Genomic DNA, 25,039 nt, shown 5'->3' with positions numbered 1-25,039 from the left:
AAATGGACTTATTGCGATCGCTACCACTGGGGCTTTACTTAGAACAACCGCAAACCTGGCTACACAAACTCGATCCCCGTGTGAAAATTGCTTGGTTAATGAGCTTTCTCACTAGCTACACCTTTGCCAATAATCCATGGCGGATCCTCCTAGTAGCACTATTGATTATTTTCACTTTAATAGCCAGAATACCCCGGCGAGTGTGGAAACAGCAAATGGGTTGGCTATTAACCCTGGCCCTGTTTGTCTTCCTGCTCATCAGTATTAGTCCTGATGGTTTGGGTGTTAAATATCAGCCCCGCATCCCCACGAACCCACAAGTGTTAACTCAGCCAGCAAAGGTCACTAATTCCCATGTCCCAGCATCAACAGGCATAAGTACAGAATACAGCTACATTTTATTTGACCAAGGACCAGTTAAAGTAACTCGCCGCTCCTTAGACTTAGCTATTAGAGTCAGTACAATTATATTTACCGTGATTTATAGCAGTAATTTGTATCTACTCACAACCGCACCGGAAGAAATCACCACTGCCATAGAAAGCTTAATGCAGCCCTTGAGACGGCTAAAAGTACCAGTAACGGAAATTACTTTAACTTTAACTTTGTCCCTGCGATTTATCCCCCTGGTTTTAGAAGAAGTGCAAAACTTAATTCGTTCTGTGATGACCAGGGCAATTAACTGGAAAAAACTAGGGTTAAAAGGAGCAGTCAAAGTATGGATAATAGTGGCAGAGAGAGTGTTAAATAATCTGCTATTGCGAGCAGAACAAATGGCCAGTGCCATGATGGTGCGTGGCTTCACTAGCCCCAATGAACATCAGGTCCAATGGCATGAATTAAGACTGAAAGCCAGAGATTGGCTGGCCATCGCCATCCTGACCTTATTTTGGGGTGCTAGGCTAGTTCTAGGCAATTTAGCTTAACACTCATCTTCTCATTAATTTTGTGCCACAGGGCGATAATTATGGCAATATGGAAAAAAGCCAGTTTCATGTCTTGTGCAGTTCTAGGTTGCCACTACCACCTTCATCTGCCCATTGAGAACAACATCAAGGTTTTGATGGTGGCCGCTAAATGGCTTACCATCGCTGATTTTTCTCTAGATTAACCAAATATTCTGGTAAAAGGGGTGTATTATCTTCTGCACATTTGTACTGAACTGCCAAAAGATATATACTCCTACCTTGACTGTTAAATGAATCCAGAACACTCAGAAACTTACATAAATCATCCAACTTGGGGTTTGCTTTATCGGATCTGCATGGTGGATGATAACCAGGATCTGTTCACTACACTTTATGCTCAAAGGCTGTTTTTTTTAGTTATCAATGAGACTAAAGGCATCAAATTTCAGCCTATAGGACGTACTGAAGCGAGAATGTTGTTAGAAAACCGCTTGCGTACTCTACGCCGCAATGGTTCCTCCCAGGAGTACGATCAACTTCAGAGTGTTTTCCAACGCACATTCCAATGATTAGTTCCCTTCGCGAACGCATTACCAAAATTTCTGCTTCTCTACCTCCTTCAGTGCGGTTAATTGCTGTAAGCAAAACCTTTTCTTCTGAGGACATTCGGGCTGCTTATGCAGCCGGAATCCGCGATTTTGGGGAAAACCGTATCCAAGAAGCTGCCAGTAAACAAGCCGAATTACAAGACTTAGCTGATATTACCTGGCACTTTATTGGACGGTTGCAAAGCAATAAAGCCAAAAATGCCATTGAATTATTTGACTGGATTCACTCAGTGGATAGTCTAAAACTGGCACAACGCCTTAATCAATTGGCGCAGCAGCTAGGAGTCACCCCCCGGATTTGCCTACAAGTGAAAATTCTTCCTGACCCTAATAAGGGTGGCTGGACTGTCCCAGAACTACTACATGATTTACCCGCGCTCAACCAGTGTAAAAATTTACAAATTCAAGGTTTGATGACAATTCCACCTTTAGGGTTAAATGATGCCGAAATAGTAAATGTATTTGATAGTACTTATAAATTAGCGCAAGCCATCAAGGAACAAAACTGGTCTCATGTCAAAATGGAAGAGCTTTCCATGGGTATGTCAGGAGACTACCAACTAGGAGTGCAAGCTGGGGCAACCATGGTAAGATTAGGAACTATATTATTTGGCGATCGCTCTTAGGGAAGATAACCATCAAAAAATGGGGCAAAGTCATATTTATTTCTCATCATAATTGAGCTATAATCTTGACTCATTATTCTGTGTGAGTTATTCTACAGGCGTTAACCAAAACATCCAGAGGTTACAAAGGTTTATCACCTTGGTAGCCATCAAATCTGGCTGCATCAACCATAGAGCCGAACCAATCAAGTTAACTTGGTATCAGGAGCATAACAATGAACAACATATTTAGTAAATTGCGAGACTTTGTGGGTCTCAATGAGCAAGTGGAATACGAATACTACGAAGAAGAGGCGGATACAAATAATGGTAACTACCAAAACTTGTATCAAGAGCAAAACCCCCAACCAGCACCAGCAGAAACCACTACTCAAAACCGACGCTGGCGGGAACCAGTGAGTACAATGGGTGATAATGTAGCGCCAGAACCAAAGTCTACCATGGGAAATGTGATTAATATGCCAGGAGCAATTAACGGGATTTCGGAAGTTTTAGTACTTGAGCCGCGCACATTTGAAGAAATGCCCCAGGCCATTCAAGCACTGAGAGAGCGTAAGTCAGTTGTGTTAAACTTGACTATTATGGACCCAGATCAGGCACAACGAGCAGTAGATTTTGTTGCTGGTGGGACCTACGCACTGGATGGACATCAAGAGCGAATTGGAGAAAGTATCTTTTTGTTTACCCCCAGTTGTGTGCAAGTTAGCACTCAAGGTGGAGTTATTCATGAAGTACCACAAACCCCCGTCGTTCGCCCATCACGTCCGGCAACTACTTCTAATCCAGTTTGGGGTCAAGAAGGTAGAATGGCACAGTGAAGTTAAAGTAGTCAAAGCTTCAAAAACCAAAATTTTTGATGATTGTAGGGGCAGGTTTAACGTAATAATGTATCATAGCATAAATTGATTGGTTCAACCTGCTCTGATTGACTATTGATTACATAAATTAATGAGTATTAAATTTGGCTTGATTGGTGGTGGTGTAATGGGAGAAGCGCTGTTATCCCGCCTGATTGCGCGAGAAATTTATCAACCAGAGGAAGTAATAGTTAGCGAACCTCTACCTGCACGCCAAAGTTATTTACAGGAAAAATATAAGGTAACTGTAACTACAGAAAATACCCTGGTGTTTACGGAAGCAAAACAAGTAATATTTCTAGCAGTTAAACCCCAGATATTCACTGCCATCGCGCAAGAACTGGCAAACTTTATTACTATACAAATATCCCCCCTGATAATTTCTATTTTAGCGGGAGTGTCTTTAAGTCAGCTAGAATCCGCATTTCCCCAGTTACCAATAATTAGAGCTATGCCCAACACCCCAGCCACGGTGGGATCAGGAATTACCGCCATCTGTTCAGGCGCATACACCAACACCAAGCATCAGCAATTAGCACATCAAATTTTTGCATCTGTGGGAGAGGTGGTGGAAGTTTCAGAAATGCTGATGGATGCAGTTACAGGACTGTCAGGTAGTGGTCCTGCTTACGTGGCTTTGATGGTAGAGTCACTGGCTGACGGAGGAGTAGCAGCAGGATTACCCAGAAGTATCGCCAATCAACTGGCTTTACAAACTGTCTTAGGAACAGCAAAACTATTGCAAGAAAACAAAATCCACCCGGCAGAACTAAAAGACCGTGTTACCAGTCCCGGTGGGACAACAATTGCAGGTGTCGCCCAACTAGAACGGTCAGGATTTCGCTCGGCTGTGATTGAAGCAGTGAAAGCCGCCACGCTGCGATCGCAAGAGTTAGGAAACTGAGCAGTATGGGGGGGAATTTTATCATGACCAAAAGAGTGGGATTAGAAGCTCGTGCTTCTGGGAAGGCTTTTTAGTGTGTTATAATGGAGGAGTAGTCGGCATGGGGCATCGGCACGACTTTAAACGGACGGGGAGCGACTGTCAGACTACTCCGGTAGCAAGTTGCAGTGAACCGTCAAGAATCACCGACCTAGAAGGTCGGTGGGTATGTCAAGAAATAGCCGTTAACATAGTAACAAAACCCGGTTGTAAATTTGATTGAGTGAATTATCCCGCACCTTCTCCAGAACTTGACTTGGGGTTAATATTTCCGTTTGAATTGGATCAATTCCAAAAAGATGCGATCGCGTCCCTCAATGATGGACGCTCCGTAGTTGTGTGTGCCCCCACAGGTTCGGGCAAAACCTTAGTTGGGGAATATGCCATATATAGAGCCTTATCAAGGGGAAAAAGAGTGTTTTACACCACTCCCCTCAAAGCCTTGTCAAATCAAAAATTACGTGATTTTCGAGACAAATTTGGTTATGACCTAGTGGGATTGTTAACAGGAGATATTTCTATTAACAGGGATGCGCCCATTTTGGTGATGACCACAGAAATCTTCCGCAATATGCTCTATGGAACACCTATCGGGCAAGTGGGTATCTCCTTAGTAGATGTTGAAGCAGTGGTACTAGATGAGTGCCACTACATGAATGATCGCCAACGCGGTACTGTTTGGGAAGAATCAATTATTTACAGTCCGCGTGAAGTTCAGCTAGTAGCCTTGTCCGCTACAGTGGCTAATAGCGACCAACTTACCGATTGGCTGAATCGCGTTCACGGACCCACAGACCTGATTTATTCTGATTTTCGTCCAGTTCCTTTGGAATTTTACTATTGCAATCCCAAAGGGCTATTTCCCCTGCTAAATGATAGCAAAACCAAAATTAACCCCCGACTGGGAAACAGAGGCAAAAGAAAGCAAGGAGACAATGGCAAAGGTGGCAGACCAGAGGCTCCAGGCATAGCTTACACCCTCAGCCAGCTACAGCAAAGGGATATGCTACCGGCAATTTACTTTATTTTCAGTCGCAGGGGATGTGATAAAGCGGTGGCAGAAGTTGGGGATTTGTGGCTAGTCAACAATGAAGAGTCGCAAATATTACGGCGGCAAATTGATGATTTTTTAAACCGTAATCCCGAAGCCGGACGCTCAGGGCAAATTGCCCCCCTCTACCGGGGTATTGCTGCTCACCATGCGGGAATTTTACCTGCGTGGAAAGGATTGGTAGAAGAATTATTTCAGCAAGGGTTAATTAAAGTTGTCTTTGCCACAGAAACACTAGCAGCAGGAATCAATATGCCTGCCCGGACAACAGTAATTTCTACCCTTTCCAAACGCACTGACTCTGGACATCGCCTATTAAATGCTTCGGAATTCCTGCAAATGGCAGGACGGGCAGGACGGCGAGGGATGGACTTACAAGGTTATGTGGTGACAGTACAAACACCCTTTGAAGGCTCCAAGGAAGCAGCCTATTTAGCCACATCTAAACCAGACCCCTTGGTCAGTCAGTTTACTCCCAGCTATGGTATGGTACTGAACTTACTACAAATCCACACTCTAGACCAAGCCAGGGAACTAATAGAGCGCAGCTTTGGGCAGTACATGGCAACTGTGCATTTAAAACCAGAATATGATGAAATTGCGGCACTGCAAACACAATTAGCCCAACTTCAAGAACAAATTGCCGCGGTTAATGAAAATGAACTAGCAGTTTATGAGAAGTTGTGGCAACGTCTGAAAGTGGAACGGCGATTATTAACCACCCTGCAAGAACAAGCCCAGGAAACCCGACAGGAAGAATTTGTGATGATGTTGAGCTTTGCAGTGTCGGGAACTCTGTTAAGTCTCAAGGGGAAAAACATCGCCGTGTCCGCACCCATAACCGCAGTGTTAGTGGCAAAAACCCTTAGTGCTGATGTTTCCCGTGGGTCTACCATTACAGAACCTCCTTACTTAATATGTCTGGGGCAAGATAATCGCTGGTATGTGGTGACAACTAAGGATGTACTTGATTTGTATGCTGAATTACCACGGGTGGATGTGCCCTCCCATATTTTCCCACCGCCAGATTTGCAGTTAAAACCGGGGAAATCATTGCGTGGTAGTGAAGAAACCTTTGTCATCGCTCAACGTATTCCTCAAGTCGATGGCTCATTTTATATGCCACCTGAAGTGACAGAACAACTTAGTCGCGTTAACGCCCTTCAAGAGCAATTAGAAGCCCATCCCATCCATAAGTCTGGCAATGTCAGTAAAATCTTTAAACGCCGCGCTCGTTATGTGGAATTAGAAGCGGAACTCGAAGAGTTACAATCACGTGTGCAGCAACACTCACAGCGTCATTGGGAAGAATTTGTCAATTTGATTTCTATCCTAGAATATTTTGAGGGTTTAGATAACTTAGTTCCTACGGAATTAGGGCAAATTGCAGCTGCCATTCGGGGAGAGAATGAATTATGGCTGGGTTTAGTCCTGGCTAGTGGTGAATTAAATCATTTAGACCCCCAGCATTTAGCCGCAGCAGTAGCAGCTTTGGTCATTGAAACCCCCCGGCCAGATACCAGAGTACATTTTGAAATTAGTAATCAAGTAGTAGAAGCTTTGGCAAAATTGCGGAACATTCGCCGCAAAATCTTTCAACTGCAAAGACGGTATAATGTGGCTTTGCCTATTTGGTTGGAATTTGAATTAATTGCCATAATAGAACAGTGGGCTTTGGGGACACCCTGGGCGGAACTCTGCCACCACACCACTTTAGACGAAGGCGATGTGGTGAGAATTTTACGCCGTACCTTGGATTTATTATCTCAAATCCCCCACGTTCCCCATTTATCCCCAGATTTACAACGCAATGCTTACCGAGCAATGCAATTAATTGATAAATTCCCGGTTAATGAGGTGGTTGATTAAAATCAGTGTTCCTAATTAAATTTTCCATTTCTTGCTGTAAATCATTGGTCAAATCAGCAACAGCCTGTCTTGCGGTCAAACGACTTTCTTTATATAGTGGGTAACGTTCCGATACTGATATGGGCTGACCAATGGTAATTTGGACTCGTTGTTTACCTAACTGAGGCATGACAGCTTTATTACCCTTAATTTTAGCAATCATCTGCCACAAAATTAAAGTTGTCTCGGCAAACCTTTCTACTGTAGGTTTTTCCCGGATGTAACTACCGGAAACCGCCACAAAACTTTCCACTAATCTCATGTGCCACATTCGCGCATTGGCTTCGTTAGCAACGCGATCGCCTAACGCCTTTTCTACAGCAGATAATGCTTTAATATCTTTAAAATCTTCCCTAAAGATATAATTCCAACCCGCTTGTTCTACTCGACGACAGCGATCGTTTAATTGTCCTTTGGGCTGTAATCCAAAATATTCCTCTGATATGTGTAAGGCTTTATTTAACAAGGCTTGCAACCGCATGGCTAGGGCTTGATTGCGATCGCTTGTTTCTTGAGCTATGGTTTGAGCGTCGGCAAAATTTTGATGATAAAATCCCTTGTAAAACTGTTCCATTAAGCACAGTAGATGTTCTGCTAAACTTAATAACCTGGGGTAAAGTGACTCGCAACTAGGAAGCTGATCTTGTGCTGAGGGATTGACCACTGCACCACTAGCAACTTCTAACTCACTTAACAGATCGGCAATGGCACTCCAAGGAGTTGTTACATAACTATATTTGATTCCAACTGGTACAATGAGAACTTGTTCAGAGCGTTGCTGCTTTTGCAAATCTTCTGCACACCAAAAACCTAATTGGGCGATACCGGGTTCCAAAGGGCTAATAATTTCCGATAGATTATTAGTAGCACCTTCAGGCGCAGCAGCCATGGGGAATTTCCCGTGAGCGAACAAATCACGCGCCGAACGTAACCCCGTCCAGTCAGCTTTACCGCGTTGAATGGGAGTTCCACCCAACCGAGAAGCTATCCAGCCCACATGGGAACCCGCCCAAAGAGGAATGCCGCGATCATAGATAAAATGAGCATGGATGGGCATTTGTAAGGGTGTGTGGTGTTTGCGTGCTACTTTTGGCATAATTTGGGAAAACAAGTAGCCCAAACAAAAGGGATCTTCTGTTTTGGGATGGCGAAATGCCAACAAAAAGCGGATCTTACCCTCTTGAAACTGGCGATAAAGATCCACCAACACCTCCACGTTATCTGCTTCAATTTGGGTAATAGCTGTTTGCCACCTGATCCAACTTGGTAGTAATAGATGACAACCTCTGAGAACTAAGGGATTAAAAGCCGGAGGAATAAATTCTAGGGGTGCTTGTGCTTGGTAAATGACATCTAACATGGAAAATTATCAAATTAAGTGTTTTTTTAAATTAGCAATTTTGAAAAGGAAAAATAACGATGCGACTGTCACAAATATTATTCGTTACACTCAGGGATGATCCGGCTGATGCGGAGATTCCCAGCCATAAATTATTACTGCGTGCAGGTTACATTCGTCGCATCGGTAGCGGTATTTATGCTTACTTGCCTTTGATGTGGCGGGTATTACAAAAGGTTTCCCAAATTGTCCGGGCAGAAATGAACGCCACAGGGGCGCAAGAATGTCTCTTACCCCAATTACAACCATCTGAATTGTGGCAAGAGTCGGGACGTTGGGATACCTACACCAAAGCAGAGGGAATCATGTTTTCCCTCATCGACCGCCGCCAACAAAAATTAGGACTGGGGCCGACCCATGAGGAAGTGATCACGACTATTGCCAGGGATATGATTCGCTCTTATCGGCAACTGCCGTTACATTTATATCAAATTCAAACTAAATTCCGCGATGAAATTCGCCCCCGTTTTGGTTTGATGCGGGGAAGGGAATTTATTATGAAGGACGGCTACTCCTTCCATGTGGATCAAGTCAGCCTTAAGGCAACCTACCAAGATATGTATCAAGCCTATAGTAATATGTTACGCCGTTGTGGTTTGGCGTTTCGGGCAGTGGAGGCTGACTCTGGCGCTATTGGCGGTTCTGGTTCTACAGAATTTATGGTGTTGGCGGAAGCAGGAGAGGATGAGGTTCTCTACACTGAAGATGGTAAATATGCCGCTAATGTGGAAAAAGCCATTTCTTTACCCATTGATGCGGAGCTTTCACCCTTTACAAGCTACGAAAAACAGGAAACACCAGGAACAGAAACCATAGAAAAGGTTTGTGGTTTTCTCCGGTGTTCTCCCACGCAAGTTGTTAAAAACGTGATTTACCAAACAGTTTATGACAATGGACTGACGGTGTTAGTACTGGTGAGTATTCGCGGTGATCAAGAAGTCAATGAAGTTAAGTTACAGAATGAGTTGACTAAACTAGCTGGTAATTATGGCGCTAAAACCATAATTTCTTTGAGTGTACCCGATGGGGAAACTCAAGAAAAATGGGCAAGTAAATCTTTACCTTTAGGTTATATTGCCCCGGACTTGGCAGATGAGTATATTAATGGTCATAAACAGTTACATTCCCAGTTCCTGCGCTTAGTTGACCAAACAGCAGTTGATTTAAAAAACTTTGTCACTGGTGCTAATCAAACCGGGTATCATGTTGTTGGTGCTAACTGGGGAGAGCAGTTTAAATTACCAAATGCAAAAGTAGATGTGCGTAAAGCCAGACCAGGCGATCGCGCAATTCATGACCCCAGCCAAACTCTACAAACAGCCAGAGGAATTGAAGTAGGGCATATTTTCCAATTGGGTACAAAATATTCCCAAGCCATGGGAGCAACGTATACAAACGAACAAGGAGAAGAACACCCCCTGTTTATGGGTTGCTATGGGGTGGGTGTATCTAGATTGGCACAATCTGCTGTGGAACAATCTTATGATGAAAACGGCATTATTTGGCCAGTGGCCATCGCCCCTTACCACGCCATAGTCACAATTCCTAACATCAAAGATGCTCAACAAGTGGAAGTTGCGGAAAAACTTTACACTCAACTTAACCAAGCTGGTGTAGAAACATTACTGGATGACCGAGATGAACGAGCGGGAGTAAAATTCAAAGATGCCGATTTAATAGGCATCCCCTACAGAATAGTCACGGGTCGGGCTATTGCCAATGGTAAGGTAGAAGTGGTAAAACGAGCCACTCGTGAATCTCAAGAAATAGCCATTGAGGAAGTGGTAAATACACTGCAACAGTGGATTACAGCAGATTCAAGATAAGGGAAATATAAGTATAAATTCTTACTATTTTGTGGCGCGGGCATCCAGCCCGCTGTAGTACCTGGTGTGTGAAATGCACTCATGAGAAACTGATCGGGCGATCGCGGTATTTTCAGGGTAGAATGATTCCTTGAGATATAGGAGGGCAACAGAGATGACTCGTGTCATCATTGTGCGCCACGGACAAAGCAGCTATAACACCGAGCGGCGCATCCAAGGACGCACAGACATATCAATTTTAACAGACAAAGGTTGTGAGGATGCCAGTCAAGCAGGAAAAGCCCTCAGCAATATTTTATTTAGTGCTATTTATAGCAGCCCTTTGCAACGGGCTAAAAAAACAGCAGAAATTATTTATAGTGAGTTAATCACTAATTCCACACAGTCTGTTAGTCCGCAAGTTTCCCATCATCTAATGGAAATTGACTTGCCTTTGTGGGCAGAAATGCTTAGTGCTGAGGTTAAAGACAAGTTTAGCGAAGACTACCAAATCTGGAAAGAACGTCCTCATGAACTGCGGATGTTAGTGAAAGATGGGCAAGGTACAAGAGAACATTTTCCTGTCTTGGCTATTTATGAACAAGCGCGGTTGTTTTGGCAAGAAATTCTGCCCCTTCATCAAGGACAAACCATTCTCATAGTCGCCCATAATGGCATTAATCGCGCTCTCATCAGTACAGCTTTAGGTATTCCCCCTAGTCGTTACCATTGCTTACAGCAATCTAACTGTGGTATTAGCGTACTGAATTTTACTGGCGGTTTAGGAGAACCAGTGCAGCTAGAATCCATGAACCAAACGCAACACCTGGGAGATACTCTTCCCTCCTTGCGACCCCATCATCAGGGAGTGCGGTTGTTATTAGTACGTCATGGAGAAACAGAATGGAATCGCCAGACCAGATTTCAGGGTCAAATTGATATCCCCCTGAATGATAATGGCAGAAAACAGGCACAAACAGCAGGAGAATTTCTGCGGAAAGTGCCTATTGACTTTGCTGTTAGTAGTTCCATGCAGCGTCCCAAAGAAACAGCAGAGTTGATTTTAGCCCACCATCCTCAAGTGAATTTGCAATTACAACAGGGTTTAAAAGAAATCAGTCATGGACTTTGGGAAGGAAAACTAGAAACAGAAATAGAACAAGAATTCCCCGGAGAGTTGCAACGCTGGCGACTCACACCAGCAGAAGTACAAATGCCTGAAGGAGAAAATTTACAGCAAGTTTGGGAGCGTAGTGTGACAACTTGGCAGTTAATTGTACAACAGGCATTAACAAATCAACTCAAAACAGGATTAATAGTAGCTCACGATGCCACTAATAAAACCTTACTCTGCCATATTCTAGGTTTGCCAACAACTAACTTCTGGAACTTCCGCCAAGGTAACGGTGCTGTTAGCGTCATTGATTACCCATCTGGATTAAATGGTTTACCAGTGGTACAAGCAATGAATATTACCAGTCATTTGAGTGGAGGAGTACTAGATAAAACGGCTGCTGGAGCTTTGTAAAAAACAAAAGATAAATAAACTACATATCTGAGGAAAACTTACGGAAAATTTACTCCATCAGCCGCGGATATGTTTAATTTCTTCTCCCGTTACATCCCCAGGGATTAACGGGAGTATCTTGTGTCTCAAGATGATTTACGTAGCTTTGACCTACTCACAGACCCAGAAGGTAGGTGATTCTTGACGGTTCACTGCAACCTGCTACCGAAGTAGTCTGACCGATGCCCCATGGGGACTGCTCCTGCATCATAACTAAAAAGCCGTCCTAGAAGGACGAGCTTTTTATCCCATTCTTGTGGTCATTGCTAATCTTCTACAGGATTCAGCACAACGACGACACATATCCGCGCAGGCTTTCATCTGACCATTACTGCCTATACTGTCGCAGTCATCTGCACAGCGCTCACATACCATAGCACAAACATCGCAGGTACGAGTGTGTAAATCCGAATTTCGCAGCATAAAATTAGCACTGGTGCTGCAAATCTCGGCGCAATCAAGCATGAGCCGGATGTGATTGGGGTCTGCATGACGACCGCCTTCTTGCAGGCAATATGTCACAGTATTTAGGCAAATACTATGACAGTCCCAGCAGTTTTGAATACAATCCCTCAGATCGCGGTTAACTTGATTTAAGCTTAGTTGTTCTATAGACATTAGTGTCAATCCTGGAATTTTTGAATTGATTGATGAGGTGTCTTGACCCCTAAACTCACCTTAAAAGTTGATGGGTGCAATTACTTCTAACTAATGCCATAAAGAAAATATCTAACTATTGAATGAGGAAAATATCAAACTTGTCCTGAATTTCGACTGCGCTCAATTACCATAAACTACCGGGGGGTTAGTTCCTAACCCCCCAGACGCAGATGAGAGAAGCTCAATACCAAAAAATGTCAGGGAAAACTATCCCCTGGAAGCGTGAAAAATCTCAACCTATTTTCCTAATGCTTACAACCACCTTGATCATGATGGTGGTCATGACTGTGACCGTGGGTGCAGCCTTGTAAATTCTGACTCATGAGGCTTTCGCTAAGTGCTTTTAAGGAATCATCCACAGGCTGTAAGCCAATCCAAGCATCTATTGTTTCCACATCGAAACCTACTTCACGACGACTGTCTACTTCTATTAAGGGACGGCGAATTAACAAAGGATCTTCTAGCATTAGTTTTAAGGCTGTTTGTTCATCAATGATTTCTGGAACGACTTCACCAGATTTGATTTTGGGCGCAGAACGATTAAACCATTCAGCCACGGGGCGATGACCAAAAAAAGACCGCAAGCGCTCAACTGTCCAAGGTTCTTTCAGCAGGTTACATACTACAACTTCATGACCAGCTGCTGTGAGTAAAACTTTTTGCTTTACACCACCTTTGCAACCAGGCTTTTCATAGAAAATCACTTTAGCCATTGCATTTACTCCCAATTTTGAAATCATCAAAACTTTTTAGCCTTATGGGTAACTGGGTCAAACTCAAACCTCTGTTCTGGGTCAGTTTCCCCATACACGTTAAAAGTCACAGTTGGTTCTTCACCCATTGCTTCCACACTATGAATTGCATCAGGGGTTAAGCTGACAATATCTCCTGGAAATAAAGTTATTTCTCCGGTAGGTGCAATTTGGTCTGGAAAGTCAGGGTTATGAACACGTCGCCAAAATGTGTTTTTTTCCTGACCTTTTAAGACTGCGACTACTCCCCAGGTTCCATGATTATGTATATTTGAACGAGTTCCCGGCGCAAATGTTACCGTTTGCACAGTTAGGGGAAAACCCAATTCATCATACAAAAGTAAAACTGAGTATCCCGTTTGGGAAGAGGGTGATACATACTGAGTTTGTACCCAGTAGGAATTGACAATTAAGCGTCTGACAAGCATACGGATTTCTGGTAGATGACTAGATTGATCTTCTACCCCATTGAGAACATCCTCTACTTCGGTTAAAAACCGATATAGACGATAATTTTCCCGTAATAAATTCCATGCTCTGAGGGATTTACAAGCCTGATATTTACCGTTGGCAGTTACTAGCCAATCCTGACCTTTAATCATTATTAAATCATAAGTTGGGAAGATTGGGAAAGCACCAATTTAGGAGGAGTTAAGTTATTAGGGATTGGGGGAATGAGAGGTAAAGTATTGATGGGTAGCATCGGCAGGAAAGGGTTAGAATTTTCCGATATTACCACTGGTTGATTAATGGGAAAATTATTCATGGCTATTGATGGTTGATAGTGAATTTATTCATGGTCATTATCGGCTGGACGTGTTAAAATATCCAGCAGGATTCCGGCACCAAAATCATTGTGTTTGTCAATTTGTTTGACTTTGTTCATGATTTCTTTGGCCTGCTCGATTTCCCCTAATTTTGCTAATACCAATCCAGAAGCGGCATAAGCGTTTAAGTATAGTCTGATTTGGGGCTGCTCTTGCCGTTGCATTAATATGGGCTGGAGTTGTTCCCAATCATCTGGAAAGTTCTCTACTTGTTTAATCTTATCTAAAACTTTAACTGCTGTTTGTAGCGCTAGGGGATAATTATTCTTGTAATAAAAAAATCTGTAGGCTGATACTAAAATATCTGTATTTTCCCCGGCTTTAGCTAAGGCTTGATGAATATATTGTTCTGATTGTGAGGTGTTTTCCCAGGTTTGTGTTGCCAAAATTAATAATTTTTTGACATCTTCTGGAACCTGAAACCAGGAAAATTTATTTGTTTCCAGCATAACAATTTCTTTAGTTGGTTAAGGTGTACAGAAGGTAGGGAATAGGGTAAATCAATAATCCCTACTCCCTCATACCTTAAAACAAGGTCAAAATGTAGATTAAAGTGAATAAAACAATCCAGATAATATCTACAAAGTGCCAATAGATTTCTGCCATTTCAATACCAGTGTGTTTGGTAGCAGAATAATGACCGGGACGACGCGATCGCCACACTACACCTAAAATCAATAACAGTCCCACAAACACGTGTAGACCGTGGAACCCAGTCATGATATAAAAGCAGTTGGAGAAAACGTTAGCAGTCAGCCCATATCCCAAATTCATGTACTCATAAACCTGACCAAATAGGAAAACTGTTCCCATCACTGCGGTGACAAGATACCAAAACCGCATGGCTTTGACATTATTCTTTTTAATCGCCACATCACCTAAATGAATGACGAAACTACTAGATAGCAGAATAATGGTGTTAATGGTGGGTAAAAACAGTTCTACTTCTGTTCCTTCTGGAGGCCAAACTTCAGTAATGCCTCTAAAGAATAAGTAAGTGGCAAAAAAGCCCCCAAACATCAATGATTCAGAACAGAGAAAAGTCAATAGCCCCCAGATGCGTAAATCTGGGTGATGTTCTTCGTGATCTTCCCTTGTTGTCGCTATGGTCATATTTTTTTACCCTCTAAGAACATGGTTGAACTTAGGCGCTAATTTCTGGTGTGCCAACTTCTGTTTGACTATGGCCGTAGTCATAGGGACCATGAGTGACAACAGGTAATACTTCCCAGTTTTCAATTAGGGGTGGTGAACTGGTTGTCCACTCTAAACTTAAAGCCTGCCAAGGATTATCACCAGCTAATTCTCCTTTGCGCCAACTTTGAATAATGTTGATGGTGAAGGGAATTACTGAAATACCCAGTACAAATGCACCTATAGTACAAATTTGATTGAGGTTGACAAATTGGGGGTCATACATAGCCACTCTGCGGGGCATTCCTTGTAAACCCAATTCGTGCATAGGTAAAAAAGTTAAGTTTGTGCCGATGAAAGTTAGGGCAAAGTGAATGCGTCCCCAGGTTTCATTCAACTTACGTCCGGTAATTTTGGGGAACCAGTGATAAACACCGGCATAGATGCCAAACACCGAACCACCAAATAAAACATAGTGGAAATGTCCCACTACATAATATGTATCGTGGACGTGAATATCAAAGGGCGCAGTTCCCATGGTGACACCGCTTAAGCCACCCATGACAAACATGGACAGTAGGCCAATGGCAAATAGCATGGCACTGGTGAAGCGAATCTTACCACCCCAAAGGGTAGCAACCCAGGCAAAAATCTTTACGCCAGTGGGTACAGCGACGATGAGAGTGGAGATGGTGAAAAATATCCGCATCCAACCGGGTGTACCACTAGTAAACATATGGTGTACCCAGACGAATAAACCAACAATACAAATAGCTACACTAGAGTAAGCGATCGCCTTATAACCAAAGATTGGCTTACGGGCGTGAACTGGTACTACTTCCGACATAATGCCGAAGATGGGCAGAATCATTAAATATACTGCCGGGTGAGAATAGAACCAGAACAAATGTTGATAAATAACAACGTTACCCCCTGCATCTGGTTTAAAGAAAGATGTGCCAAAGTTGAGGTCAAACAACAACAGCACCAAACCAGCAGCTAATACAGGTGTAGAAAGCAAAGCCAGAACAGAAGTTGCTAGGATTGCCCAGCAAAACAAGGGTAGTTGATCCCATTTCATACTGGGAACCTTCATCATCAGGATGGTAACAACAAAGTTCACAGAACCCAAAATTGAGGAAGTTCCCACTAAAACAATGGCTAATATCCACAGAGTTTGAGCGATGGGTGCTGTTACTAAGCTCAATGGTGGGTAAGCTGTCCAACCTGATTGGGAACCACCAAAGATAAAACTAGCTAAAACCAGCAGTCCGGCCACTGGGTTTAACCAAAAAGCGATCGCATTTAACTTTGGAAAGGCCATATCCCTCGCCCCCACCATCAAGGGGATGAGATAGTTACCAAATCCCCCAATGGCACTGGGAACAATCCACAGAAAGATCATAATCGTTCCGTGGTTGGTCATAAAGGCGTTATACAGATTAGGGTCGAGGAAGTCTGATGCTGGCGTTGCTAGTTCAACGCGGAGAGCCACAGCCATCAGTCCACCGATGAGATAAAACACAAATGCTGTGACTAAGTATTGGATCCCAATAACTTTGTGGTCAACATTAAATGTGAAGTAGTCGTACCATCTCCAGGACTGGGGATGATTTTCAGCGCTGGATTTTTGGGGTGGGATGTTGGGGGCAAATTCTACTTGTGTCATAAGTTATTTTGCTCCAGTTGTGCGAGGGTTGCTGCACTAATCCCCAAATCATGAACATGGGGAGCGAGAAATTCTGATGTTGATAACTCAGCTGGATTAACTGCAACTAAGGAGTTGAGGTCTTGCTTTTGAGCAATTTGGCTTTGTGCTAACCAGCTATCAAATTCTTCTGGGGTGTGGACAATGACTTGTGTCCGCATGGAACCGTGATAACCACCACACAATTCTGCACATACTACGGGATATGTACCTGGTTTAGTGGCCACAAATCGCAATTGGGTAGCCATACCGGGAAGAGCGTCTTGCTTCAAGCGGAATTGTGGAACCCAAAATGAGTGAATGACATCTTGCGCTGAAAGATTCAGTTGCACATCTGCACCAACGGGAATGTGTAACTCGCTGGTGGTAATTCCACTATTGGGATAGTTAAATATCCAGGCGTACTGCATTCCTTGAACATCCACAAGCAAGTCCGGTTGTTTTCCTTGGGAGTGGGGAGATGCACCAATGCCGATATTTGTATTAGTTGTAGGTGGTAAGGTGTCATCCAAAGTAGCTGCGAGGGCTGTTCCCCTTACATGGGTAACATGGGCTGAACTGTGGGGATGACTCCCTGGTTCAAATCCCCCCATTTGGTTATAAACATCTACACTATAGATGCCCAAACCAATTACAATCACTGCGGGAATTGCTGTCCAGAAAATTTCTAACTGAAGGTTACCTTCTACGGGTACGCCATCGGTATTATCACCCTGACGGCGACGGTATTTCACCAAAAAAATCAGTATAGTTCCTTCTACTACCAAAAACAGAGCGATGGCAATGGTAAACATGATATTGAAAAATCCGTCTACCAAGGGCGCTTGTTCCGAGGCTTGTACTGGCAGTAGATTGTGATTTTGTCCGAGCCAAATACTGATTACTGTAACTATTACCCCAGCAACTAGAGTCCATAGTGAAACAGGAATTTTTTGCATATATACTACCTGCTGTTTAAGCCATGATTCAAGGTGTGATTTTCCGTTTTCACTTATTAACTTTCTAGCTTACTCTGACAAAAATTGGGGGAATTTTCCAGATATTTTCATATCCTTCCCCCAAAAATTAATACTATATTAAATTATTTGACCAGATGCCTCTACCACCAGAAATTTAGGTACTCAAAAGCAAGTATTAATTTGTTAATAACTAACAACTTAAGATTTACAATTCTGTTTACTGTTAACTTGTGGCTTGTAACAGTAAGTCTCTATTATTCCCCTCTAGTTACCTTGCTTTGTGCTGATGCGCTTGATTTATAAAGTACCTCTTGTAACTAGAACAATTTTGAGCAAATTCCCAAAAACTTAATTGTCTAATACAGTATGGGTGTAGCAATTCTTAGGACATATCCGAGAACAAGCTTCACAACCAATACAGTTTTCTGGGTGAGCAACAACCATTACTTTACGCTCAATTTCATCATCATCTTCATCCTCGACAAATTCCCCTTCTTCGTTGAGGGCTTGCAATGCCAATACATTGTGGCCGCATATCTTAAAGCATCTGCCACATCCTATACATTTTTCTTGGTCAATTTCCTGGGCGAATTTTGGTATCCAGGTATTACCTCCAAATGTCAATCCTGTTAGTTGTGCCATGAATAAACGCCTACGAATTTCTTTGTACCTTAATCATCATCCTAACCTAAAATTATTCTTTTGCTTTACGGTTAAGCAATTATTTTTTTATCAATTTAATTTTTCCTGACTTGTGAAAATATCGGTGATTAATTTAGATATTTAACCATTAGTTGAAATTTATTATCAATAACTTTAATTTCAATTAAATTATTTAACCTCTAAATACTCCTTTATACCGAGTTTTTTTAGGTAAAATAGCTCTAATAATAATGAAATTTTTTCTTTTATATTAATATCAAATATATCACTAATAGTGTTGATTAATACACTGTTTATGTTTATTTATTACATTTAATATTTTTTCACTAGAGTAAATGGTATCTTTAGTAACAGAAGAGTTGCTTGGGTTAAATATTAAAATTTTTAATAAAGAAGATTACATTTAGTCAAATACATCTATGTTCTAACCAAACAATTTAAAAATAGTTTTTAACTCAGGCTCATTATGAACAAACTTATCTAATTACTTATGAAATTTATAGTTAATAAAGAAGTCATCTAAGCCTCCCATTAAGAGATGAAAATACCTTCTATTTGGATGTGTTATTTAAATATGGATCTGGGGAATTTTGACAGCAAATAGAAATTATTTTAGCTGAAAATATAGTTGGGTGGCAAGTGATAAACACAGAGGAAACATCCAGGGAAGATTTAAACCAAACATCTCAATGATTAAATTGGGAACAAGTTCTATAGCCTTATGCCTTATACAATTCCTAACAACAATTGCGTTGGATGTGACAACTGCCGCCCCCAATGTCCTACGGGTGCAATCAAAATAGAGAATAATGAATACTGGATTGATCCTGGTCTTTGTAATAACTGTGAGGGTTATTATCCTGAACCGCAATGTGTAGTAGCTTGTCCTAATAATTCTCCCATACCTTGGCAAGCAAAAAAAGGTAGATGCAAGGTTGAACCGAGAGAAGCGCCAAGCCCAGATTTATTTGCCAATGGTAAGAATAATCCCTTTGCTTCGGCTATTGTGATTTGGGAAGCCTGCAATGTATTGGCACAACGTACATCCCTTAATTGGGAAAATGATCCACAAGGTAATTTATGTTATCAACGAAAAGTCAAACAAGGACGGGGTGCGATCGCTTTTCATCTCCAAGATCCATTTCCAGTGAATCAGAGCATGAATAGCATAACTGATTTACCAGCAATTGCTGCACTTGATATTAGAGCCGCTGTTATTCATCTGATATTTGCCGCTTATGCCACCTTATTAGATCAACCTTGGCAAGAAGAATTCGCCATTGATGAACGCCAAATTGAGAAATATTTAGGTTTAGAAAAGCGCAAGGACTTAAGCAAAAATGCCAAACTAGCCTTAATTAAAAATATCGTCAGTCAAGCTTGTTCGTTGATGGTTTCCATTGACTGGCCGCAACAAGGTCGCATTTTAGGCTTTTCAGTCAAAAAAAGCCGTTTATGGCACTTAATCAATATTCAGCATCACTTTCAAGAAGATGATTTGGGGTGTAAATATTTGGTGGGACTGACTTTTAAAGTAAAACCGGGAATCTGGACGCAATACTTCTTAAACAAACAAGCCTGTAAAGAGAGAACTGCATTTTATCAATATGGCAGTTTACCCAAAACGCTATTAACCACAGTCATGAGCATTTGGCAACAACATGAAGGTGCTGTAAGACTGATGCTATGGTTACTGTTTAAAACCAAAATGGGCAAAGAACAGCGCATTACCATTCCCACATTACTACGTATTGCTTACGGTGAAGAAAAAATTGCCATTGCCTGTAGACAGAGAGAAGAACGTAAACGCTTAGTACGGACTTTTGAAAGTGACTTGGAAGTTCTCAACCATCATGGAATTAAACCTATTTTTGACCCCATCACTTACCCCTTAGAAATTCAACCATTGTGGGCTAAGTTAATGAGTATTCCGGAAGATCCAGACGAGGCTTTAGAATTTTGGATTAATGATGGTGGTTCTAATACCAGTATCACAGATTCAGCCCCCCGTGGTAAGTGGAATCTGTTGATGAATGCTCGCATTTTGTCTTTTGAACTACCGCCGGAATGGCAACAGCACACCTCGGAATCATCAAAAAAGCCACGGCGAACTGTAAAAAGGAGAAGAAAGACCCCTACCAGTAGCAACTTACCCGGTGAGGAAATTTTACAAGCACGAAAAAATTTACATCTATCCCAGAGGGAGTTGGCAAAGTTGACGGGTAAAAGTCAAAGCTGGATTCGCGATGTGGAAAATGGGCGTTTGAAAGTTAAAGTGGAAGACCAAGCACTGTTACGGAAGGTGTTAAATATTAGATGAACTACCCCGGCTTAAATAACCGAGGCGTTTACGCTTCGACTGGCTTTCATCCCTTGCCTAAAGAAGGTTTCTCCGCGCATTTTCTTATAAAATCCCACCCAGGCATCGGCTTGGATGGGTAACACTATTAAATGGCGGTAAATTTTACAACTACTTGCTTTCAGTAAAATCAGCGTCAATCACATCATCACCGCCGCCGGGTGGGGTTGAACCAGCATCTTGAGGCCCAGCACTAGCACCAGCATCACCACCAGCTTGTTGATAGATATTGCTACCAACGGCGAATAATGCTTGTTGTAATTCTGGTGTCAGCTTCTTGATTTGCTCGTCGTCTTCTTTGGCCACGGCTTCCCGTAGGTCTTTGACCAAACCTTCTATTTTGGTTTTGTCAGCTTCAGGAACTTTATCACCTAACTCCTGCAACTGCTTCTCGGCTTGGTAGGCTAAGGAGTCGGCTTGGTTTTTGCGTTCGATTTTTTCACGGCGTTCTTTATCAGCAGCAGCGTTTTGTTCTGCCTCTTTCACCATGCGGTCAACGTCGGATTTATCTAAGGTAGAAGCGCCAGTAATGCTGATAGATTGTTCTTTACCAGTACCTTTGTCTTTAGCGGTAACGTTGAGGATACCGTTAGCATCAATATCAAAGGTAACTTCAATTTGTGGTACGCCCCGTGGTGCTGGGGGAATACCATCAAGTCTAAAGGTTCCTAAGCTCTTATTATCATTGGAGAATTCCCGTTCACCCTGAAGAACATGAATTTCCACATTGGTTTGTCCATCCACTGCGGTGGAGAAAACTTCGGATTTTTTGGTGGGGATGGTGGTATTGCGGGGGATAATTTTAGTCATTACACCGCCCAGGGTTTCTACACCTAAAGACAGTGGAGACACATCTAATAATAAGATGCCTGTGACATCACCTGCTAGCACACCCGCTTGAATAGCTGCACCAACCGCTACCACTTCATCAGGGTTAACGGTTTGGTTAGGTTCTTTACCTAATATCTGCTTCACCACTTGTTGTACAGCAGGAATACGGGTAGAACCACCAACTAGTACAACTTCATTAATATCACCTTTGCCTAACTTGGCATCGCGAATGGCGTTTTCAACCGGAATGCGGCAACGGTCGATTAAGTCTGAGCAGAGTTCCTCAAACTTAGCACGGGTGAGGGTTGTATCCAGGTGCTTGGGACCGTCTTGGGTAGCAGTGATAAATGGTAAGTTTATTTCTGCTTGGGAAACGCTAGAAAGTTCAATTTTGGCTTTTTCTGCGGCTTCAGTTAAACGTTGTAAGGCTTGTTTATCTTGACGTAGGTCTATACCTTCTTCTTTTTTGAATTGTTCCGCTAAGAAGTCAACTATTTTTTTATCAAAGTCGTCACCACCTAGGTGAGTGTCACCGGAAGTGGCTAGTACTTCAAATACTCCATCACCTACTTCTAGGATGGATACATCAAAAGTACCACCACCAAGGTCAAATACTAAAATGGTTTCGTTGCTTTTCTTATCAAAACCATAGGCTAGAGAAGCTGCTGTCGGTTCGTTGATGATCCGCAGAACTTCAATACCTGCTATCTTGCCAGCATCTTTTGTGGCTTGTCTCTGGGAATCGTTAAAGTATGCAGGAACGGTGATGACAGCTTGGGTGACGGTTTCACCAAGATATTTGCTGGCATCTTCAACGAGTTTACGCAGAACTTTGGCAGAAATTTCTTCTGGTGCAAAGGGTTTACCGCCTATGGGACAATCTAGCTTGACATTACCGTTGCTGCTCAGGACTTTGTAGGAAACTTCTGTGGTTTCCTTACCAACCTCGTCGTAGCGTCTGCCAATAAAGCGTTTGACTGAATAAAAGGTATTTTCAGGGTTCATCACCGCCTGGCGTTTGGCGATTTGACCAACTAAGTTATCACCATTTTTGGCAAATGCCACTACTGATGGTGTTGTCCTAAACCCTTCTGCGTTAGCAATAACTGTGGGCTTACCACCTTCCATTACTGCTACGCAAGAGTTCGTTGTACCTAAGTCAATTCCAACTACTTTTGCCATTTTAAGTGCTGGCTCCGTATAACTACAAATGAATGAATGGGAATATAAGGGACTAACAACCTTTAATTCGGCTTCCCTGGGGTTAACACCTCAAGTTATCCTGATATATATACTGATGAGTTCAGTTATAGTCAGTTGATTAGGGAGGGTTTACCGAACCTTGGACGGGACGGTTAATTTTAAAGGATGTATTTAGTTCGTTGATTGAGAAATTTACTTTCACTCTGTCTAATGTATGAGAATTAATACTTTCAGTAATTAGGGTCAACCGTAATCTCAAAGTGGTGTTTGCCGTCTTTGAGCGAATTATAAAGAACTTAAAGTAGTGTGATAGAATATTTAAGTATATTTTTTATTTATAAAAAATTTAATATTTTAAATGCTGGAAAAAGGTGCTAGTAGTGGCAGACCCTTCGATCCATCAAGGGCGGGTGGCAAAATCCTGAATCTCTTTTATACAAAGGTCAGGATTACACACAAAGGTACTGATATCGTTGAAGCGCATATTCGGAGATTTAATCCTGTTGGTAATGAAGAAATGAAAATGGTAGAGAGATTAAGAAAAATTGCAGCAGATGAACTTGAAGCAGAACCAGTAGATATCCGTTTTTATACTCATGAGTTACGGGAATATCTGAGATACAAAAAACTTAAATACCCAATTGGACAACCAGATGATCCAGATGCAGCTTATGAACTCTGGAATAATGCTCACACAGCAACACTAGAGGATTATGGGCTAAAGGAAGGCCCAGGTGTTTTATTTTTTGAGTAAAACTTTGTCAAATAATTCTCTTCTAGCATATTCAATTTTTAAACTTAATCAAATCCTTTTACAATTGCATATAGGAGGAATATTTATGAAAAACTCAATTCAATTAACTCAACTGGAGTTAGTACTTCTCAAATTAGTTGCCAAAGGACAGGGAAATTTTAGCTGGTATGAACTAGCCAATTCTCTTTCTCGTCTGGATGTACCAAGAGAACCTGATATGATGACTGTTCTCAAGAATCTGGTGGCTAAGGGTTTGCTAAAAAGACACATACAGCCTGGATCACCACGAGATAGTTGGGACTTGACTCCAACAGGTATGAAGATGGTGATGCAATGTGAATAATATAGCGGTTTTCGCGCTTAGTGACGTATGTCATTAGCAAGCAGGACTTGTAAAGATTAAAGGCCCGTAAATAACCTTAAATATCATCATCTTTGATTTTCACAACTTTAAGTTCTATGGTGACACTATCTCCCACTTTAAAAGCTACTCTGTCTCAACCCCTAAAAATCGGCTCTTTTGAGGTAAAAAGTCGAGTTTTGCAGTCACCTTTATCTGGGGTGACGGATATGGTGTTTCGTCGTCTGGTGCGTCGCTATGCGCCGGATTCTATGTTGTATACGGAAATGGTCAATGCTACGGGATTACACTATGTGAAAGAGTTGCCCAAAATCATGGAGGTAGACCCCAGGGAACGACCAATTAGTATTCAATTATTTGACTGTCGGCCAGATTTTTTGGCACAAGCAGCTATTAAGGCTGTGGGGGAAGGTGCTGACACTGTTGATATTAATATGGGTTGTCCGGTGAATAAAATTACTAAAAATGGGGGTGGTTCATCTTTGTTACGTCAACCAGAAGTGGCTGAAGCTATTGTGCGGGAGGTGGTGAAGGCGGTTGATGTTCCTGTGACAGTTAAAACCCGTATTGGCTGGAATGACCGGGAAATCACTATTCTTGATTTTGCCAAGCGCATGGAAGATGCGGGGGCGCAAATGATTACGGTGCATGGACGCACCCGCGCTCAAGGTTACAATGGTAATGCTCGATGGGAATGGATAGCTCGTGTAAAGGAGGTGCTTTCTATCCCGGTAATTGCCAATGGTGATATTTTCTCCGTGGAAGCTGCTGTTAAATGTTTGGAACAAACTGGCGCTGATGGGGTGATGTGTTCTCGTGGGACTTTAGGTTATCCTTTTTTGGTGGGAGAGGTTGACCACTTTTTGAAAACAGGGGAAATATTGTCGCCACCAAGCCCAATTCAGCGTTTAGAATGTGCCAGAGAGCATTTACAAGCTTTATGGGAATATAAAGGCGATCGCGGTGTCCGTCAAGCCCGTAAGCATATGACTTGGTACGCTAAAGGTTTTGTGGGTGCTGCTGAGTTGCGGGGACAGTTAAGTGTCATTGAAACAGTGCAGCAGGGTTTGGATTTAATTGATCGAGGGGTAGAACAGTTAAATCATAGTTATCAGCCCATGGAGGAAGCTAGTAACTTTCAAGTCGCTTAATTATC

24 protein-coding genes are annotated in these 25,039 nt (G+C 42.3%); 13 read left to right on the top strand and 11 right to left on the bottom strand.

Annotation, left to right across the window (positions count from 1 at the left end; translation table 11 throughout):
- The first annotated feature begins 2 nt into the window (after window positions 1-2).
- The 7 genes from NWP17_RS05830 to NWP17_RS05800 all read left to right on the top strand — a co-directional run bounded on the left by NWP17_RS05830 (window position 3) and on the right by NWP17_RS05800 (window position 6,862).
- Window positions 3-926 carry an energy-coupling factor transporter transmembrane component T family protein gene (locus NWP17_RS05830; RefSeq protein WP_280653972.1) on the top strand — a complete coding sequence of 308 codons (924 nt, stop codon included), beginning with the start codon at window positions 3-5 and terminating at the stop codon, window positions 924-926.
- Window positions 927-967: 41 nt separating this feature from the next.
- Window positions 968-1,111, top strand: a complete 144-nt coding sequence (locus NWP17_RS05825) for a hypothetical protein (protein ID WP_280653971.1) — start codon at window positions 968-970, stop codon at window positions 1,109-1,111.
- An 87-nt stretch (window positions 1,112-1,198) separates the two neighbouring features.
- Window positions 1,199-1,477 (top strand): transcriptional coactivator PipX, encoded by a 279-nt coding sequence (gene pipX / locus NWP17_RS05820; protein ID WP_280653970.1) that lies wholly within the window; start codon window positions 1,199-1,201, stop codon window positions 1,475-1,477.
- Window positions 1,474-2,142, top strand: a complete 669-nt coding sequence (locus NWP17_RS05815; protein WP_280653969.1) for a YggS family pyridoxal phosphate-dependent enzyme — start codon at window positions 1,474-1,476, stop codon at window positions 2,140-2,142. The genes pipX and NWP17_RS05815 overlap by 4 nt, the downstream gene beginning before the upstream one ends.
- Window positions 2,143-2,357: 215 nt before the next feature.
- Window positions 2,358-2,960: a cell division protein SepF gene (locus NWP17_RS05810; RefSeq protein ID WP_280653968.1), complete on the top strand. Its 603-nt coding sequence runs from the start codon at window positions 2,358-2,360 to the stop codon at window positions 2,958-2,960.
- A 130-nt stretch (window positions 2,961-3,090) separates the two neighbouring features.
- The gene (proC, locus tag NWP17_RS05805) at window positions 3,091-3,903 is read left to right on the top strand and encodes a pyrroline-5-carboxylate reductase (RefSeq protein ID WP_280653967.1); all 813 of its coding nucleotides are present in this window, start codon (window positions 3,091-3,093) and stop codon (window positions 3,901-3,903) included.
- A 262-nt stretch (window positions 3,904-4,165) separates the two neighbouring features.
- The gene (locus tag NWP17_RS05800) at window positions 4,166-6,862 is read left to right on the top strand and encodes a DEAD/DEAH box helicase (protein ID WP_280653966.1); all 2,697 of its coding nucleotides are present in this window, start codon (window positions 4,166-4,168) and stop codon (window positions 6,860-6,862) included.
- Here NWP17_RS05800 and NWP17_RS05795 read toward each other — a convergent pair.
- Entirely contained in the window at window positions 6,843-8,261 is a 1,419-nt protein-coding gene (locus NWP17_RS05795) for a 1-acyl-sn-glycerol-3-phosphate acyltransferase (protein ID WP_280653965.1), read from the bottom strand. The two genes, NWP17_RS05800 and NWP17_RS05795, sit on opposite strands and share 20 nt — an antisense overlap.
- A 59-nt stretch (window positions 8,262-8,320) precedes the next feature.
- On the opposite strand from NWP17_RS05795, the gene proS reads away from it, so the two are divergent.
- Window positions 8,321-10,126, top strand: a complete 1,806-nt coding sequence (gene proS / locus NWP17_RS05790) for a proline--tRNA ligase (RefSeq protein ID WP_280653963.1) — start codon at window positions 8,321-8,323, stop codon at window positions 10,124-10,126.
- A gap of 154 nt (window positions 10,127-10,280) precedes the next feature.
- Window positions 10,281-11,633: a histidine phosphatase family protein gene (locus tag NWP17_RS05785; protein ID WP_280653962.1), complete on the top strand. Its 1,353-nt coding sequence runs from the start codon at window positions 10,281-10,283 to the stop codon at window positions 11,631-11,633.
- Between the two features lie 282 nt (window positions 11,634-11,915).
- Here NWP17_RS05785 and NWP17_RS05780 read toward each other — a convergent pair whose 3' ends face one another.
- The 9 genes from NWP17_RS05780 to fdxB all read right to left on the bottom strand — a co-directional run bounded on the left by NWP17_RS05780 (window position 11,916) and on the right by fdxB (window position 18,354).
- Window positions 11,916-12,290: a four-helix bundle copper-binding protein gene (locus NWP17_RS05780; RefSeq protein ID WP_280653961.1), complete on the bottom strand. Its 375-nt coding sequence runs from the start codon at window positions 12,288-12,290 to the stop codon at window positions 11,916-11,918.
- A gap of 287 nt (window positions 12,291-12,577) precedes the next feature.
- Window positions 12,578-13,045 (bottom strand): ArsC/Spx/MgsR family protein, encoded by a 468-nt coding sequence (locus NWP17_RS05775; protein ID WP_280653960.1) that lies wholly within the window; start codon window positions 13,043-13,045, stop codon window positions 12,578-12,580.
- Window positions 13,046-13,071: 26 nt separating this feature from the next.
- Complete coding sequence (locus NWP17_RS05770; RefSeq protein ID WP_280653981.1) at window positions 13,072-13,683, bottom strand: cysteine dioxygenase family protein; 612 nt, start codon at window positions 13,681-13,683, stop codon at window positions 13,072-13,074.
- Window positions 13,684-13,688: 5 nt separating this feature from the next.
- Window positions 13,689-13,850, bottom strand: a complete 162-nt coding sequence (locus NWP17_RS05765) for a hypothetical protein (protein ID WP_280653959.1) — start codon at window positions 13,848-13,850, stop codon at window positions 13,689-13,691.
- Window positions 13,851-13,874: 24 nt separating this feature from the next.
- Window positions 13,875-14,360, bottom strand: coding sequence for a hypothetical protein (locus NWP17_RS05760; protein WP_280653958.1), 486 nt, complete (start codon window positions 14,358-14,360; stop codon window positions 13,875-13,877).
- A 76-nt stretch (window positions 14,361-14,436) separates the two neighbouring features.
- Window positions 14,437-15,024 carry a cytochrome c oxidase subunit 3 gene (locus tag NWP17_RS05755; RefSeq protein WP_280653957.1) on the bottom strand — a complete coding sequence of 196 codons (588 nt, stop codon included), beginning with the start codon at window positions 15,022-15,024 and terminating at the stop codon, window positions 14,437-14,439.
- Between the two features lie 31 nt (window positions 15,025-15,055).
- Window positions 15,056-16,714, bottom strand: coding sequence for a cytochrome c oxidase subunit I (gene ctaD, locus NWP17_RS05750; protein ID WP_280653956.1), 1,659 nt, complete (start codon window positions 16,712-16,714; stop codon window positions 15,056-15,058).
- Window positions 16,711-17,691, bottom strand: a complete 981-nt coding sequence (locus tag NWP17_RS05745; RefSeq protein WP_280653955.1) for a cytochrome c oxidase subunit II — start codon at window positions 17,689-17,691, stop codon at window positions 16,711-16,713. The genes ctaD and NWP17_RS05745 overlap by 4 nt, the downstream gene beginning before the upstream one ends.
- Before the next feature lie 369 nt (window positions 17,692-18,060).
- Entirely contained in the window at window positions 18,061-18,354 is a 294-nt protein-coding gene (gene fdxB / locus NWP17_RS05740; protein ID WP_280653954.1) for a ferredoxin III, nif-specific, read from the bottom strand.
- 742 nt (window positions 18,355-19,096) lie between these two features.
- On the opposite strand from fdxB, the gene NWP17_RS05735 reads away from it, so the two are divergent.
- Window positions 19,097-20,695 carry a helix-turn-helix domain-containing protein gene (locus NWP17_RS05735; RefSeq protein ID WP_280653953.1) on the top strand — a complete coding sequence of 533 codons (1,599 nt, stop codon included), beginning with the start codon at window positions 19,097-19,099 and terminating at the stop codon, window positions 20,693-20,695.
- Window positions 20,696-20,845: 150 nt separating this feature from the next.
- Here the strand turns inward: NWP17_RS05735 and dnaK are convergent, their stop codons facing one another.
- Complete coding sequence (gene dnaK, locus NWP17_RS05730) at window positions 20,846-22,747, bottom strand: molecular chaperone DnaK (protein ID WP_280653952.1); 1,902 nt, start codon at window positions 22,745-22,747, stop codon at window positions 20,846-20,848.
- 379 nt (window positions 22,748-23,126) lie between these two features.
- Here dnaK and NWP17_RS05725 point away from each other — a divergent pair, with 379 nt between their 5' ends.
- The 3 genes from NWP17_RS05725 to dusB all read left to right on the top strand — a co-directional run bounded on the left by NWP17_RS05725 (window position 23,127) and on the right by dusB (window position 25,034).
- A complete protein-coding gene (locus tag NWP17_RS05725) occupies window positions 23,127-23,522 on the top strand; it encodes a hypothetical protein (RefSeq protein ID WP_280653951.1) in 396 nt (131 codons plus the stop codon).
- A gap of 85 nt (window positions 23,523-23,607) precedes the next feature.
- Entirely contained in the window at window positions 23,608-23,865 is a 258-nt protein-coding gene (locus NWP17_RS05720) for a hypothetical protein (RefSeq protein ID WP_280653950.1), read from the top strand.
- 116 nt (window positions 23,866-23,981) lie between these two features.
- A complete protein-coding gene (gene dusB / locus NWP17_RS05715) occupies window positions 23,982-25,034 on the top strand; it encodes a tRNA dihydrouridine synthase DusB (RefSeq protein WP_280653949.1) in 1,053 nt (350 codons plus the stop codon).
- Window positions 25,035-25,039 lie beyond the last annotated feature (5 nt).

This window comes from Chrysosporum bergii ANA360D, assembly GCF_029891735.1.
GTDB classification, from domain to species: domain Bacteria; phylum Cyanobacteriota; class Cyanobacteriia; order Cyanobacteriales; family Nostocaceae; genus Umezakia; species Umezakia bergii.
Note: the sequence above shows the minus strand (reverse complement) of the source record. Positions and strands in the feature narration are given on the sequence as shown.